The sequence below is a fragment of the Phascolarctobacterium succinatutens CAG:287 genome (assembly GCF_000434895.1).
GTDB lineage: Bacteria > Bacillota > Negativicutes > Acidaminococcales > Acidaminococcaceae > Phascolarctobacterium_A > Phascolarctobacterium_A succinatutens_A.
This window is the reverse complement of sequence record NZ_FR892749.1, coordinates 6,574-21,139: the sequence shown is the minus strand read 5'-3', so window position 1 is coordinate 21,139 and position 14,566 is coordinate 6,574. Positions and strand designations below refer to the sequence as shown.

General features: G+C 46.2%; 16 protein-coding genes. 14 read left to right on the top strand and 2 right to left on the bottom strand.

The features are described from left to right. Positions 1-2: 2 nt before the first annotated feature. Entirely contained in the window at positions 3-863 is an 861-nt protein-coding gene (gene ispE / locus BN587_RS00650; protein WP_021719243.1) for a 4-(cytidine 5'-diphospho)-2-C-methyl-D-erythritol kinase, read from the bottom strand. 190 nt (positions 864-1,053) lie between these two features. Between ispE and BN587_RS00645 the strand changes: the two genes are divergently transcribed. From BN587_RS00645 to atpC, 12 genes are all read left to right on the top strand, one after another. Beyond that, the gene (locus BN587_RS00645; RefSeq protein ID WP_021719242.1) at positions 1,054-1,950 is read left to right on the top strand and encodes a YitT family protein; all 897 of its coding nucleotides are present in this window, start codon (positions 1,054-1,056) and stop codon (positions 1,948-1,950) included. A 412-nt stretch (positions 1,951-2,362) separates the two neighbouring features. Then, entirely contained in the window at positions 2,363-3,382 is a 1,020-nt protein-coding gene (locus BN587_RS00640) for a glycosyltransferase family 4 protein (RefSeq protein ID WP_021719241.1), read from the top strand. 15 nt (positions 3,383-3,397) lie between these two features. Beyond that, positions 3,398-4,558 (top strand): non-hydrolyzing UDP-N-acetylglucosamine 2-epimerase, encoded by a 1,161-nt coding sequence (wecB, locus tag BN587_RS00635; protein ID WP_021719240.1) that lies wholly within the window; start codon positions 3,398-3,400, stop codon positions 4,556-4,558. A gap of 77 nt (positions 4,559-4,635) precedes the next feature. Continuing rightward, positions 4,636-4,902, top strand: coding sequence for a hypothetical protein (locus BN587_RS00630; protein ID WP_303684765.1), 267 nt, complete (start codon positions 4,636-4,638; stop codon positions 4,900-4,902). Then, positions 4,892-5,299 (top strand): hypothetical protein, encoded by a 408-nt coding sequence (locus BN587_RS00625; protein ID WP_021719238.1) that lies wholly within the window; start codon positions 4,892-4,894, stop codon positions 5,297-5,299. The genes BN587_RS00630 and BN587_RS00625 overlap by 11 nt, the downstream gene beginning before the upstream one ends. Positions 5,300-5,317: 18 nt before the next feature. Continuing rightward, on the top strand, positions 5,318-6,034 hold the full coding sequence (gene atpB / locus BN587_RS00620) for a F0F1 ATP synthase subunit A (protein WP_021719237.1): 717 nt from the start codon (positions 5,318-5,320) through the stop codon (positions 6,032-6,034). 42 nt (positions 6,035-6,076) lie between these two features. Beyond that, positions 6,077-6,340, top strand: coding sequence for a F0F1 ATP synthase subunit C (gene atpE / locus BN587_RS00615; protein ID WP_363186368.1), 264 nt, complete (start codon positions 6,077-6,079; stop codon positions 6,338-6,340). Positions 6,341-6,380: 40 nt separating this feature from the next. Continuing rightward, positions 6,381-6,860 carry a F0F1 ATP synthase subunit B gene (atpF, locus tag BN587_RS00610; RefSeq protein WP_021719235.1) on the top strand — a complete coding sequence of 160 codons (480 nt, stop codon included), beginning with the start codon at positions 6,381-6,383 and terminating at the stop codon, positions 6,858-6,860. A 90-nt stretch (positions 6,861-6,950) separates the two neighbouring features. Next, a complete protein-coding gene (gene atpA / locus BN587_RS00605; RefSeq protein ID WP_021719234.1) occupies positions 6,951-8,774 on the top strand; it encodes a F0F1 ATP synthase subunit alpha in 1,824 nt (607 codons plus the stop codon). Between the two features lie 7 nt (positions 8,775-8,781). Beyond that, entirely contained in the window at positions 8,782-9,666 is an 885-nt protein-coding gene (atpG, locus tag BN587_RS00600) for an ATP synthase F1 subunit gamma (protein WP_021719233.1), read from the top strand. 28 nt (positions 9,667-9,694) lie between these two features. Continuing rightward, positions 9,695-11,107 (top strand): F0F1 ATP synthase subunit beta, encoded by a 1,413-nt coding sequence (gene atpD / locus BN587_RS00595; protein ID WP_021719232.1) that lies wholly within the window; start codon positions 9,695-9,697, stop codon positions 11,105-11,107. Between the two features lie 3 nt (positions 11,108-11,110). Further along, a complete protein-coding gene (gene atpC, locus BN587_RS00590; protein WP_021719231.1) occupies positions 11,111-11,521 on the top strand; it encodes an ATP synthase F1 subunit epsilon in 411 nt (136 codons plus the stop codon). Between the two features lie 152 nt (positions 11,522-11,673). On the opposite strand, the gene BN587_RS00585 is transcribed toward atpC, so the two are convergent. Beyond that, entirely contained in the window at positions 11,674-12,720 is a 1,047-nt protein-coding gene (locus BN587_RS00585) for an AAA family ATPase (protein WP_021719230.1), read from the bottom strand. Positions 12,721-12,910: 190 nt separating this feature from the next. Between BN587_RS00585 and BN587_RS00580 the strand changes: the two genes are divergently transcribed. Next, entirely contained in the window at positions 12,911-13,615 is a 705-nt protein-coding gene (locus tag BN587_RS00580) for a helix-turn-helix domain-containing protein (protein ID WP_021719229.1), read from the top strand. Positions 13,616-13,677: 62 nt separating this feature from the next. Next, positions 13,678-14,566 (top strand): DNA cytosine methyltransferase (locus BN587_RS00575; RefSeq protein WP_044483872.1); only part of this gene is annotated, 889 nt, incomplete at its 3' end.

The window sequence follows — 14,566 nt, the reverse complement described above, 5'->3', positions numbered from 1 at the left end:
ATTTATTTTCTCCTTCCGATAGTTGTCGTAATTGCTGTTTCTACATCAAAATCTGTCAGTGCCTGCTGTACGCGCTCGGCAGTTTCTTTGTCAGCAGTAAGGCCGAAGACGGTCGGACCGCTGCCGCTCATGAGGGCGTAGTAGGCACCTGCTCCCAGCATAGCAGCCTTGATAGAGGCTATAACGGGGTGTGCCGGGATGGTGGCAGTTTCTAAAACATTGCCCATGTAGGGGGTGATAGCCTGGCCGCCTTCGCGCAGATATGCTTCCAACTGCCAGATGCAGGGAGCGTGTACTACACGACCGCGGTCAAAATGTTGGTAAACCCAGGCGGTGGAAACCTCCAGGCCGCGTGGCTTGGCCAGTACCAGCCATGTTTCAGGCATATCCTTCAGCTTGGTGAGGACTTCACCGCGTCCTGTTGCCAGCATCGTACCGCCTTCAATGCAGAAGGGGATATCGCTGCCTAGTTGAGCGGCGAGCTGCTCCAGCTCATAATTTTCCAGGTTAAGCTCCCAATAACGGTTCAGGCCGCGCAAAACTGCTGCCGCATCACTGCTGCCGCCCGCCAGACCTGCCGCCAGAAAAATTTTTTTGTTCAAGGCTATGTGAACGTTCGGAATAATATTGCAGTGACCTGCGAGCAATGCGGCTGCTCTGTAGGCCAGGTTATCAGGACCGCAGCTGAGGTTGTGCAGATTGCAGCTGATCTGAATGCCGTTACCCTTGCTGATAACAACCTCGTCGCTTAGACCGACGCTCTGCATAATCATACTTACCTCATGGTAGCCGTCCTCGCGCTTGACGAGAATATCAAGTCCCAAATTTATTTTGGCATATGCCGTTTCTTTTATTTGCTTCATTATAAGTTCACCTGCCTAATATTGTATACAGTATTATTTTATACTGCTTATGCCTGCATAGCAAGAATTTTTTTCGAACGTTCGGGATTTTGGCGAGAAAAATATTTAGTAGTTGCCTTTCTGCGTTAAAGTGTTACAATATATACATAAAAAACATATTCAGAATATTTTGCTTGCAAAGGAGAATTTTATGAATCCCGCTTTGAAGAAAAAACTTTACCATTATGCTATGGTGACCTTGGCCTGTGCGATTATGGGTATTGCCATGAATACCTTTTATATGCCTAACAAGATGCTCAGCGGCGGCATCGGCGGCGTTGCCGTACTTGCCTATTATGTTGCCGGCCTGCCGATGGGCGCTACCAGCTTAATCTGCAACGTGCCGCTGTTCTTTTTAGCCTATAAGTATATGGACAGGGAATATACCATTAGCGCGCTCTATGGTATCATTGCTTTTTCTGTATCCCTGGATTTCTTCCATTTTTTGTCGACCTATACTGTAGTGCATGACAAGCTGCTGGCCTGCATTGCCGGCGGTGTGCTTTACGGCATCGGTGCTGCGTGCATGTACCGCGTGGGCGGCTCCAGCGGCGGTACGGATATTATCGGCGCTATTATCCAGAAAAATTATTCTATCTCAATCAGTACAACCGGTTTTGCTTTCAATATTTGTCTGCTGCTGGCCAGTGTTTCCTTATTCGGTATTGAGCCAGTGCTGTATACCTTGCTTACCTTTTTTGTGATGACCAAAACCTGTAATGCGTTTACGACAGGCTTTGATTATAAAAAGAAGGTTATCATCATCAGCGAGCATCACGAGGAGATTGCGGAAGCAATTATCAAAATCGTCGGCCGCGGTGTTACCTATATCAGCGGCGAGGGCTGCTTTACGCATCGTCATCGCGAGCTGGTTTTTGTAGTCATCAAGCTGACGCAGCTGGCGAAGGTACGCTCCATTGTGCGTGAGATTGATCCTGCTGCCTTTATGATTATCAGTGACGTCAACGACGTATTCGGTCGTGGCTTTACGCTTAAGCCGTCCGGTCCGAACTTCCCAAGACCTAAGTTCCCAGAAAAAGAAGAATAAAGTTAACGTGAAAAAGCTTCCAAACTATCAGGTGATAGTACGGAAGCTTTTTTATTTTTAAGCCGGTACGGAGGATTCTAGCATTGAAGGAGCCGTAACAGCGATTGTTTTTTGAAAAAGAGCTGTCAAAACAGCATGCAATCGGAAGATAAATCTGTAAAAAAACCGGCAGTCAATAACGGTTCTACAAAACAATATATAAGTTATGCCAAAATGATATATTCCCTTAATGATATTATGCTATAATAAATGGGAATAATTAGGGTTATTTTTATGGAAAAAATAGCCACTTTCAGCATTTTTGTAATAAAAGTAATTGACGCAAGTGTCAAAAATGTTATACTATATAAGGAATGAGTAGTTTAGTGTTTTTCGTGTGCAAGGATTCAGATTCCGGTGGAGAAAGAAATAAATGTTAAGTGCTTATGGTTTTCCCTTTTTGCTTGCCGCTCTGGTGAGCTATATACTGACCCCTTATATTAAAACATTAGCCTTTAAAATCGGTGCGATTGACAAGCCCGATAACCGCAAGGTGCATAAGAAGATTATGCCTCGTCTTGGCGGTCTGGCTATTTATATTGCCTTTATGATTGCCGCAGTGGCAAGCTTGGAGCTGACGAAGGATATTGTCGGCATTCTGCTTGGCGGCAGCGTGATTGCCATCGTAGGCGTACTGGATGACAAATATCAGCTGCCGGCAAAGGTCAAGCTGCTGGGGCAAATTTTTGCTGCCTGCATTCTTGTTGCCTTCGACATCCGTATCGAATGGGTAAACAACCCCTTTGGCGGCTATTTTTATCTTAACGAATGGTTTATTTCCGTACCGCTGACTATTTTCTGGGTTATCAGCTTTACGAACGTTGTCAATCTGATTGACGGTCTGGACGGCCTGGCAGCAGGCGTATCTGCGATTGCTTCCATGACGGTCATTCTGGTTGCGGTTCAGATGGGTTATTACCATATAGCTGTAATGACTGCGGCTCTGGCCGGCGGCATTATCGGTTTTATCCGCTATAATTTTAATCCCGCTACTATTTTCATGGGCGATACAGGCAGTATGTTCATCGGCTATATGCTGGCAGCTATTTCGGTTTACGGCGCAGTCAAGACTGCTGCTACCGTAGCGCTGATTGTACCGGCGATTGCTTTGGGTCTGCCGATTATGGATACAGCCTTTGCGATTATGCGCCGCTACAGCAACGGCCGCCCTATTTTCCAGCCCGATAAGGGCCATTTGCATCACCGCCTGCTGGCGATGGGCATGAACCAGAAGCAGGCAGTGCTCTTGATGTATGCTATTACTGCCGTGCTCGGTATTGCAGCTGTGCTGTGGGCAGAGTTCGACGGCTTCTACGCTGCACTTATTATAGCGGTTATTATTACGGCAGTTGCCGTTGGTGCTAAGAAAATCGGTATTCTGAACGACAGATAAGGGGGAGGAAGAACCGTGGAGAAGATAAAGTTAATGACAGTTTTCGGCACTCGTCCGGAAGCCATCAAAATGTGCCCGCTGGTGCTGGCAATGCGTAAATATCCCGAATATATCCAGCCGATTGTGGCAGTTACCGCACAGCATCGCGAGATGCTTGATCAGGTACTGGATTTGTTTGGCATTACGCCTGATTATGATTTGAACATTATGTCGGCAGGTCAAACCCTGTATGATGTTACCACCCGCGCGCTGATGGGCCTGAAATCCGTAATGGAGGAAGCAAAGCCCGATATGGTGCTGGTGCATGGCGATACCTCGACTACCTTTGCCGGGGCTCTGGCTGCCTTTTATGCGCAGATTCCTGTAGGCCATGTGGAAGCAGGCCTGCGTACCGGTAATAAATATTCTCCTTACCCGGAGGAAATGAACCGCAAGCTGACCGGTGCGATTGCCGATATGCATTTTGCGCCGACTTCTACCAGCAAGGCTAACCTGCTGAAGGAAAACATCTGCCCCGAGCAGATTCTGGTAACAGGCAACACTGTTATCGATGCACTGCAGACTACGGTGAAGGAAGGCTACCGCTTTGAGGACGAAGAGTTCAATAAAGTGTTCGCCAGCGGTCATCGTCTGATTCTGATGACTACCCACCGTCGTGAAAACCTGGGCGAGCCTATGCGTCATGTTTACCGCGCTTTGAAGAGTGTGCTGGAAGCGCATCCCGATGTGGAAGCAATCTTCCCGGTACACAAAAACCCCAAGGTGCGTGAAATCGTCCGCGAGGAGCTGGGACATTTAGACAGAGTGCATCTGATTGAGCCTATGGAATATGAACCGTTTGCCAATCTGATGGCCAAGGTTGATATCGCGCTCACAGACAGCGGCGGAATTCAGGAGGAGGCTCCTGCCTTAGGCAAGCCTGTACTGGTTCTGCGTGATACCACCGAGCGTCCGGAGGCTGTTGAAGCCGGTACGGTTAAGCTCGTAGGCACCGCTTATGATGATGTGCTGCGCGAAACCAATCTGCTTTTGGATGATGCCGAGCATTATCGCTCCATGGCTGAGGCTGCCAATCCTTACGGTGACGGCAAGGCCTGCGAGCGTATTATCCATGCTATTTTAAGAAAAAATGGCTTTGATGTAGAAAATTTGCCGGAATTTGCGTCTAAGGCGTAGACAGAAACTGTGAAAAATATTAAAATTAAAAGAGTAAATATGATTAATTTGTGAATTCGTGCTGTGGTGAAAAAATCATGACTAATAAAACACCCGATAAGGAGCATATGCGGATGCTTGAAGCTTTGGCTACTGTGTCCTCTTTGGCGTTTATGGCCGTGATTGATTTTATGCTGGCGTACTTCGGCGGCGACTGGCTCGACCGTCATCTGGAAACCGGCGACCATACGATGCGGGGCATCTGCATCGGCCTGGCAATTATTTCACTTGTTATGACCTACTATAATCTGATTCAGAGGAGCGTCCTTTCACGGGACACCGAACATAAGAAGGATGAAAAGTAATTTTGATTTGACTCCCATAGCGAGAAACGGCGCGAACGCCTTTGTAGCGCGCATCTGTATGTGTGCGCTGCTCGTAGCGGTGCCGCTCTGGTTATGGCAGCGCAGTGCCTTTGCCCACGGCGTGCTTTGCGGCGTGCTGGCAGGTACTATAGATCTGTCCATTCTGTTTTTAGGCATTAAAAAATCTCTGCCTTACGTAGAGGTGCCAAAGCAGGGACTGAAAATCATGAAGCGTTTCCGCTGGGCCCGTTTGGCCGCTGCGGCCGCGTTTATTATTACGATGTTAAGGATGAAGCTTGCGGTGCATGGCGCATTCGGCGGGTTTCTTCTGATACATATATTCTTTATTTTAAATCTATTATTTATCGCGTACCAACATCAAAATGAGAGGGCGTGAAGAAAGGAGTGTGTAAAAATGGGAAATGCAGCAGCTGAAGGTGCAGAAAAATCCGGAGAGATTATCCATTACCTTACCCAATCTACCTTTTTAGGTGAGGTTAACATGCAAACCATGTACATGACCTGGGTAACCATGGCAATCGTCTTCGTACTGTTCCTTCTGGTTTGTAAGAACCCGAAAATGGTTCCTTCCGGACTGCAGAATGCAATGGAAATCATTCTTGATTTCTTAAATGGTCTGATGGAAGACAACCTGGGATCCAAAGGCCGTAAATTTATGGCACCGTTCATCGTTACCTTGTTTATGTTTATCCTGGTAGCAAACGAACTGGGCATTTTGCTTCCGCAGATTGGCGTTCACTGGACTTCACCTACCAATGACATTAATACCTGCTTTGCGCTTTCTTTGCTAATTGCGTTTAGCGCGTACTGCGTTGGTGTGGCGAAACAAGGTATCGGCCACTTTAAACATTTCATCAGCCCGAGTCCGGCATTCCTGCCGTTGCATCTTTTGGATGCAGTGACTAAACCGCTGACCATGGCTCTTCGTCTCTTTGGTAACATCCTGGCAGGCGAAATCCTGTTGATCGTACTGTATCAGCTGGCTCCGTGGGTAGTTCCTGAACTGTGGGTAATGTTCTCCCTGTTCATTGGCTTCGTTCAGGCTTTTATCTTTACCATTTTGTCTTTGGGCAGCTATGCACTGGCATTTGCTAGCCACGACGAACACTAAGCTTTTTAAGCAAAAAAAATTTAAAATCACAATTTCGAAAGGATGAAACAAATGTCTGAAAATGCAATCATTACTGCTGCATCTGTAATCGGTGCAGGCCTTGTTTGCTTGGGTGCTGCTGCTGGCGCTGGTATCGGTAACGGCAACATGTGCGGCAAATCTATTGAATCCATGGCTCGTCAACCGGAAGAAGCTGGTAAAATCTTTACCAACATGCTGGTTTGCGTAGGCTTGATCGAATCCATGCCTATTCTGTGCTATGTAATCGCTATCGTTCTGGTATTCGCTAACCCGTTCATTAAATAATTTAATTTTGCAAGATATTACAAAAAGGAGCGTGCTATAATTGGTTAACTTCAATGCAACACTTATCGCGCAGATCCTGAACTTTTTAGTTTTAGTTTTCGTTCTTGCAAAATTCGCTTACAAACCCGTATGCAACATTATGGAAGAGCGTAAGAACAAAATTGCAAGCGATCTGGAAGCTGCAGAAAAGGCTAAGACTGACGCAGAAGCAGTTAAAGCTGAATACGCTGCAAAGCTGGCTGAAGCTAAACAAGAAGCTCAAGCTATTGTTGATGCTGCCCGCAAAACTGCTCAGGCTGCTCATGACAAGATCATGGCAGACACCAAAGCTGAACAAGATCAGGTTATTGCAACTGCTAAAGAAGCAATCGCACTGGAACAGAAGAAAGCTATGGACGAAGTTCGTGCACAAGTTATCAACCTGTCCATGATTGCTGCTAGCAAGATCGTAGAACAAAAGTTAGGTTCTGAAGAAGACAAAAAAATGGCTAGCAAAATCGTTGATTCTATCATGAAATAATTTTGCTGCTTTCCCTATTAAGCCGGAAGTATGCCGCTGAAATGCGAAACAGCAGGCAAAACCCCGGTATTCGGAGGTGATTGGTACAATATGAAGACAGAAGAAAATATTGCTTTAATTAAGCAACAATTGTCCGACTTCAAAATCGATCTGGGCTCCATTAAAGAGCTGTTAGATGTAAACGTTACTACCGCCAAGAAATTGTCGGCTGACGAGTATCAATCCATTTCTGTAATCCTGACCGAGAAACTGGGCCGTGAGATTTTCCTGAACAAGAAAGTTGACCCGTCTATCCTCGGCGGCATCATCGTACAAGTTGGCGATAAGGTATTCGACGCTTCCGCACTGCGCAAGCTGAAGAAAATGGAAGTTGCTCTGAACGGCATCGACGTTCACGAGTACACCAAACCGGAAGCCCTGGGTGATGCTCTCAGCAACAAGCTGGAGAATTACAATGTGGATGCTGATCTGGAAGAAGTTGGTATCGTAGAAAAAATCGGTGACGGCATCGCAACCGTTATCGGTATGAAAAACGCTATGGCTGGCGAATTAGTTGAACTGCCCCACAACGTATCCGGCATGGTTCTGAACCTGAACCCGGACAGCGTTGGTATCGTACTGATGGGCGGCGAGACCAAAATCAAAGAAGGCGACGTTGTTCGCCGTACCGGCCGCATCATGGAGGTTCCTGTTGGTGAAAACCTGCTGGGCCGTGTAGTTAGCGCTATCGGTGACCCGATCGACGGCAAAGGCGAAATCGCTGCTGCTGAACGTCGTCCGGTTGAATCTCCTGCACATGGTATTGCAGATCGTAAATCCGTTGATACCCCGCTGCAAACCGGTATTAAATGTATCGACGCACTTGTTCCTATCGGACGTGGTCAGCGCGAACTTATCATCGGCGACCGTGGTACCGGTAAGACTGCAGTTGCAATCGACACCATCATCAACCAAAAAGGCCTGGGCGTTATCTGCATTTATGTAGCTATCGGCCAAAAGGCTTCTAACATCGCTCGTATTGTTCGTACTCTGGAACAACACGGCGCTATGGAATACACCATCATCGTTGCTGCTACTGCTGCTGACTCCGCTCCGCTGCAATACCTGGCTCCGTACGCTGGCGTAACCATGGCTGAATACTTCATGGATCAGGGCAAAGACGTTCTGTGCGTATACGACGACCTGTCTAAACACGCCGTTGCATACCGTGCAATGTCCCTGCTGCTCCGTCGTCCTCCAGGACGTGAAGCATACCCTGGCGACGTATTCTATTTGCATTCCCGTCTGCTGGAACGCGCTGCTAAGCTGAACGATGAACTGAAGGGCGGTTCCATCACCGCACTGCCGATCATCGAAACCCTGGCAGGTGACGTAGGCGGCTTCATTCCGACCAACGTAATTTCTATTACCGACGGTCAGATCTTCCTTGAATCCGAGCTGTTCTACTCCGGTATCCGTCCGGCTATCAACTCCGGTCTGTCTGTATCCCGTGTAGGTGGTGCTGCTCAGATCAAAGCTATGAAGCAGGTTGCAGGTACCTTACGTCTGGATCTGGCTCAGTTCCGCGAGCTGGCAGCATTTGCTCAGTTTGCTTCTGACCTCGATAAAGCTACCAAAGCACAGCTGGACCGTGGTCAACGTCTGACCGAGGTTCTGAAACAAGGCCAATACAGCCCGCTGTCTGTTGAAAAACAGGTTATGGCTATTTACCTTGGTACCAAAGGCTATCTGGATGACGTAGCAGTTAAAGATGTAACCCGCTGCGAAAAAGAATTCCTGGACTTCATGGAAGCTAACCATCCGGAAGTTGGCGGAGACATCATCAAAACCAAGAAAATCACTGATGAGAACGAAGAAGCTCTGAAGAAAGCTATCGCCGAGTTCAAGGATACCTTTGTTAGTGAAGGTAGGTGATTAACTAATGGCTACTGCACGCGAGATTCATCGCCACATGAAAAGCGTAGGTAACATTGGCAAGATCACGAAGGCTATGAAAATGGTTGCTGCTGCCCGCCTCAGAAGAGCGCAGGAAAGAGCTGCTGCAAGCCGTCCGTATGCCATCAAGATCAAAGAAGTGTTATCCAGCGTTGTGAGCGATCCGAGCATCCTTGCAGGCTTAAGTGCCAAAAAACACCCGCTGCTTCAACATCGTGATGTTAAAAAAGTTGGTTATCTGGTGCTCGCCTCTGATAAAGGTCTGGCAGGCGCATATAGTTCCAACGCTTTGAAAAAAGCAGTTGCGGAGATTTCCGAATGTGAGCATGACGTAGTCATTATCACCAGCGGCCGTAAGGCTAGAGATTTCTTCCAACGTCGCGGCTATAAAGTGCTGAGCAGCCACTTCGGCTACTCCGACAGACCGTCTTACGCAAATGCAGTAGAAATTGCTCAGGATGCAATCAAACAATTTGCTGACGAGCATTTCGACGAGCTGCATATTGTGTTTACACTTTTCAAAACCGCTTTGTCCCAAATTCCTACCAGCGACAAGATTCTGCCGGTAGAGCCTCCTGTAAAGGAGAAAGGCAAAGCTAGCGCAAGCTTTATTTTCGAGCCTGATGAAGACGAAACTCTGCAGGTACTTGCACCTAAGTATCTGGAAACTGTAGTTTACGCTGCACTGGTACAATCTGCTGCCAGTGAGTTGGGTTCTCGTATGACTGCTATGAGCTCTGCTACCGATAACGCAGGCAAGCTGGTACAAAACCTGGAGCTGTCCTATAACAAGGCACGTCAGGCTTCCATTACCCGCGAGCTGAACGAAATCGTTGGCGGCGTAGAAGCTCTGAAACAGGCACAAAACTAATTAGATATTTCGTAGGGAGGCTAAAACCTTGAATACAGGTAGAATCGTACAAGTTGTAGGCCCTGTTATCGACGTAGAGTTTCCTCCTAAAAGCATGCCTGCTATCCTCAACGCGCTGCACATTGATGGCACCACCGATGAGGGTAAAGTAAAAATCCACCTGACCGCAGAAGTTATGCAACACATCGGCAATAACATTGTCCGCGCTGTTGCTATGAGCTCCACCGACGGTCTGGTTCGTGGCATGGAAGTTGTAGATACCGGCGCTCCTATCAGCGTTCCGGTTGGTCCTGGTGTACTGGGCCGTATCTTCAACGTTTTAGGTGAAACTGTAGACCATGATGACACTCCGGTTGAAGCAGCTGATCACTGGCCTATTCATAGACCGGCTCCGAGCTTTGACCAACAGGCTACAGCTACTAAAATTTTGGAAACCGGCATTAAAGTCGTTGACCTTATCGCTCCGTATGCAATGGGCGGTAAAATCGGTCTGTTCGGCGGTGCTGGCGTAGGTAAAACCGTTATTATTATGGAGCTTATCCATAACATTGCTACTGCACACGGCGGCTATTCCGTATTCGCAGGCGTTGGCGAACGTACTCGTGAAGGCAACGATCTGTGGGGCGAAATGAAAGAGTCTGGCGTTATCAACAAGACTGCTCTTGTATACGGCCAGATGAACGAGCCTCCTGGAGCACGTATGCGTGTTGGTCTGACCGGCCTGACCATGGCAGAATACTTCCGTGATGTTGGCGGCCAGGACGTACTGCTCTTTATCGATAACATTTTCCGTTTCATTCAGGCTGGTTCCGAAGTATCCGCATTGCTCGGCCGTATGCCTTCCGCAGTAGGTTACCAACCTACCCTAGCAAACGATATCGGCGCACTGCAAGAGCGTATTACCTCCACCAAGACCGGTTCTATCACATCCGTACAGGCTGTATATGTACCTGCGGATGACTTGACTGACCCGGCTCCGGCAGGCACCTTTGCTCACTTGGATGCAACCACCGTATTGTCTCGTCAAATCGCAGAGCTTGGTATTTATCCGGCAGTTGACCCGCTCGACTCCACCAGCCGTATCCTCGATCCGCTGGTAATCGGCGAAGAGCATTATCATGTTGCTCGTGGCGTACAGGCTATCCTGCAACGTTACAAAGAATTGCAAGATATCATCGCAATTCTGGGTATGGAAGAATTGAGCGAGGAAGACAAAGTAACTGTTGCCCGTGCTCGTAAGATTCAGAAGTTCCTCAGCCAGGCATTCTTCGTTGCTGAACAGTTCACCGGTACCCCCGGTCAATATGTTCCTCTGAAGGAAACCATCCGCGGCTTCAAAGAAATCCTCGAAGGCAAGCATGATGACCTGCCGGAGGGTGCTTTCTACATGGTTGGTACCATTGATGACGCTGTTGCCAAGGCTGCAACTATGAAGGATTAATAGATGGCTACTCCGTTTTCTTTTGAAATTGTCACGCCGGATAAGATGCTGTTCACTTCTGAAGAAGTAACTTATGTGGGTTTCCGTGCTTTGTCCGGTAATCTGGGCCTCAAAGCTAGACATATGCCTATCATTGCGACCATGGATATTGCGCCGATGAAGCTGGAGTTCACTGACGGCAGCGTTAAAGAATTTGCTGTTTGCGGCGGCTTTCTGGAAATGAAAGACAATAAATGCACCGTTCTGGCAACTATTGCCGAAGCTGATGCAGATATTGATACCGCTCGTGCAACCGCAGCTAAAGAACGTGCAGAGCAACGTCTTGCTTCCAAGAGCGAAGACATTGACACTGTTCGTGCCGAAAACGCGCTGAAGAGAGCTGTTGCCCGCTTGCGTACTACTCACAAGCTGTAATAAGCATTGCGACAATGCCAAAAAAATTACCCCCGTCCGTTAGGACGGGGGTTTTTGTTTGCGTTGAATGCAAATTGTAAGCATATTTTTTTCGCTGCTTATGATAAAATTTGTCAGCTGTATCCGGAAAACCGTCACAGCGTCACCAAGCGTCACGCAGTTTTGGCGTCCAGCTTCTTCAAGGTAATATCAGAGCCTTTATTGGAACGCTTGTTATGATAATAAATACCATAGTCATTATAAAGCTTGTCAACTTTGACATTAAGCCTGCGGGAAAGAATGTGGGGCTTTATATCATCAGTGCTTATATTAAGGGCCTGCAGCATTTGTGTTGCGCTGCCGTGCCAAATTTTATTCTCGTCGCTGACTAAAGCTGCAACCTGTTCCAGCAGCAAATCCTTCGGCTCTTCCCATAATTGCTGGCAGGAGCGGATGAATTTCCAGGTACAGTTTTCAGGCATAAATTCTATAATAATTTCCTGATCCGGCAGCTCGCGCCCGACAATATTCAATTGAGCACGCTTGTCAGTACGTTTTTCCTTTTGCAGGATCATCGCTCCGTCAGCGGCACCTAAGAGACCGGTTGTGCCGGAAATCTTATCAAATTTATCCTCTGCCTCCATTTTTCTGGTATGATGAACGACAACGATGCAAATATTGTAGCGCGCTGCTATTTCCTTAAGAATGTTGATGATGTGGTAATCAGAAGCATAACTGTAGGAGGAACTGGTAAATTCGCGAATCTTTTGCAGTGTATCAATAATTACCAGCTTAGTAGCAGGATTGCTTTGCAAAAATTCCGTCAATTGTTCCTGCAGTCCTTTGTTTAAGCTGTCAGCCTGGGTAGCTAAATATAAATTGGCGTTGCCCTCTACGCCGAACATCCGTGAAAAGCGTTTTTGCAGACGTGATAAATCATCCTCCAAGGAAAGGTAAAGTACGGAAGCAGGTGTTACCTTATGGTTAAAAAATTGCAAACCTGCGGCAATATGGTAAGCAAGCTGAGCCATAAGAAAGGATTTGCCTGTTTTTGGTGGTCCTGCCAAAATATAGACGCCGCTGTAGAGAAAATTGTCGATTAAGGCGGTGGCAGGCATGTAGGCGGTGTCGTACAGCTCGGGCAGGGTAACTGTTTGCAGGGAAGAGCTGGCCGCTGAGTGGTGACTGTTGGTGGGATAGAAGATTTTGTCTTTTAGCATGTTGATATACTCCTTTTGCTTAATTAATGTGATTAGTTCAATACTAAAATGCTTAGTAGCTAGATTAATCATACTAAACTATCAAGATAAAGTCAAGAGCAAAAGAGAAAATTACTAAACTTACTTGCTTATTTAGAGGAATGTGCTATACTATACTTAACAAACAAATTAAGGAAAAGGAGCTTGCTAGATGATAATAAGAAATAATATAGGTGAACGCATTGCTTTCTTTCGCCGTTTAAACAACTACACACAAAAGTATTTAGGTGAATTATTGGGCTTCAGTGATAAAACCTGTGATGTACGTGTTGCCCAATACGAATCAGGTGACAGGATACCTAAAGACGCTATGTTGGAAAAAATAGCTGCTATATTTAATATAAGCCCTGGCACTTTAGATATACCGAATATCAACTCATGGGCAAGAAGAATGCAGATTTTCTTTGCAATGGAGGATAAATACGGCTCAGAAATAAAAAAGATAGACGGTGAGTATTACCTGCGCATTGAAAAGACTTATCCCGATGAACCTTGTATAACCGGTGTCAGAAATGCTGTTTTACAGGAATGGGTTGACATGTATACCGCCTTGCAGGAAGGCAAAATCACCAAATCCGAATATGATTATTGGCGTTACAACTATCCGCAGAGGGGAAATTACAATTATATTACCTTTAGGCGTGATTATATAGAAGAGGTTGATTCCTATCCTGTGAAGTATAAGGCACTGCTTGATTTTAAGGAGGAGGTGCAGGAAGCTACTGCGGAAAATAAAGCCGTAGATGATAAGACTATCCAGGATTTAGAGGCACGTTATCAGGAAGCGGAAAGGCTTATCAGTCAGGAGCTGGCTGAGCTGCGTCAGGCGATTGATAATGCCAAGCGCAGCAAGTGACGCTTGGTGACGCTGTGACGGTATATTAAGGAGTAGGCAGAAAAATAAGGAGGAATATTTATATGCACAAACCACTGACTTGTGTTGAAATATGTGCAGGTGCAGGAGGACAAGCATTAGGTTTAGCATTAGCTGGATTTCATCATGTTGCACTTGTAGAATTTGAAAAAGATTATTGTGAAACTTTAAAAATGAATAGACCGGAATGGAATGTTATTTGTGAAGATATAAGAAATTTTGACGGTAAATTATATAAAGGTATTGATTTGCTGGCTGGAGGTGTTCCATGTCCCCCGTTTTCTGTAGCAGGAAAACAGTTAGGAAAAGAGGACGAAAGAGATTTATTTCCTGAAGCAATCAGGTTGATAAATGAAATGAAACCAAGAGCTGTTATGCTAGAAAACGTAAGAGGTTTTTTAGATTCTAGTTTTAATGAATATCGGGAATATATATTATCATCTATTGAAAATGAAGGATATAATGTTTATATACAATTATTAAACGCTTCTGATTATGGGGTTCCTCAACTTAGACCACGTGTTGTTATAGTTGGTATAAAAAAAGATGAACAAGGTATATTTGAGTATCCAAAAAGCAATAATAAGGAAACCCCAACAGTTGGAGAAATTTTATTTGATTTAATGTCTGCCAATAAATGGATTGGAGCAAAGAAATGGGCTAAAGAGGCAAACAAAATAGCACCAACTTTGGTTGGTGGTTCTAAAAAACATGGTGGACCAGATTTGGGACCTGTTCGTGCTAGAAATGCTTGGGCAGAATTGGGTGTAGATGGAAGAGGTGTTGCTAATGATGCTCCAGAAAAAGATTTCGATGGCATGCCAAGATTAACAAGCAGAATGATGGCTAGAATACAAGGATTTCCGGATACTTGGTTTTTCGGGAAGAAGAAGACAGCAGCTTGTCGTATGATAGGAAATGCTTTTCCACCGC

Bases quoted from the DNA above. Each gene is read 5' to 3' on its own strand.
- atpE (WP_363186368.1), top strand. From the start codon at position 6,077: ATGAAACAAATGTCTGAAAATGCAATCATTACTGCTGCATCTGTAATC.
- atpC (WP_021719231.1), top strand. From the start codon at position 11,111: ATGGCTACTCCGTTTTCTTTTGAAATTGTCACGCCGGATAAGATGCTG.
- atpB (WP_021719237.1), top strand. From the start codon at position 5,318: ATGGGAAATGCAGCAGCTGAAGGTGCAGAAAAATCCGGAGAGATTATC.
- BN587_RS00580 (WP_021719229.1), top strand. From the start codon at position 12,911: ATGATAATAAGAAATAATATAGGTGAACGCATTGCTTTCTTTCGCCGT.
- BN587_RS00630 (WP_303684765.1), top strand. From the start codon at position 4,636: ATGACTAATAAAACACCCGATAAGGAGCATATGCGGATGCTTGAAGCT.
- BN587_RS00640 (WP_021719241.1), top strand. From the start codon at position 2,363: ATGTTAAGTGCTTATGGTTTTCCCTTTTTGCTTGCCGCTCTGGTGAGC.
- atpG (WP_021719233.1), top strand. From the start codon at position 8,782: ATGGCTACTGCACGCGAGATTCATCGCCACATGAAAAGCGTAGGTAAC.
- BN587_RS00585 (WP_021719230.1), bottom strand. From the start codon at position 12,720: ATGCTAAAAGACAAAATCTTCTATCCCACCAACAGTCACCACTCAGCG.
- atpA (WP_021719234.1), top strand. From the start codon at position 6,951: ATGAAGACAGAAGAAAATATTGCTTTAATTAAGCAACAATTGTCCGAC.
- ispE (WP_021719243.1), bottom strand. From the start codon at position 863: ATGAAGCAAATAAAAGAAACGGCATATGCCAAAATAAATTTGGGACTT.
- BN587_RS00625 (WP_021719238.1), top strand. From the start codon at position 4,892: ATGAAAAGTAATTTTGATTTGACTCCCATAGCGAGAAACGGCGCGAAC.
- BN587_RS00645 (WP_021719242.1), top strand. From the start codon at position 1,054: ATGAATCCCGCTTTGAAGAAAAAACTTTACCATTATGCTATGGTGACC.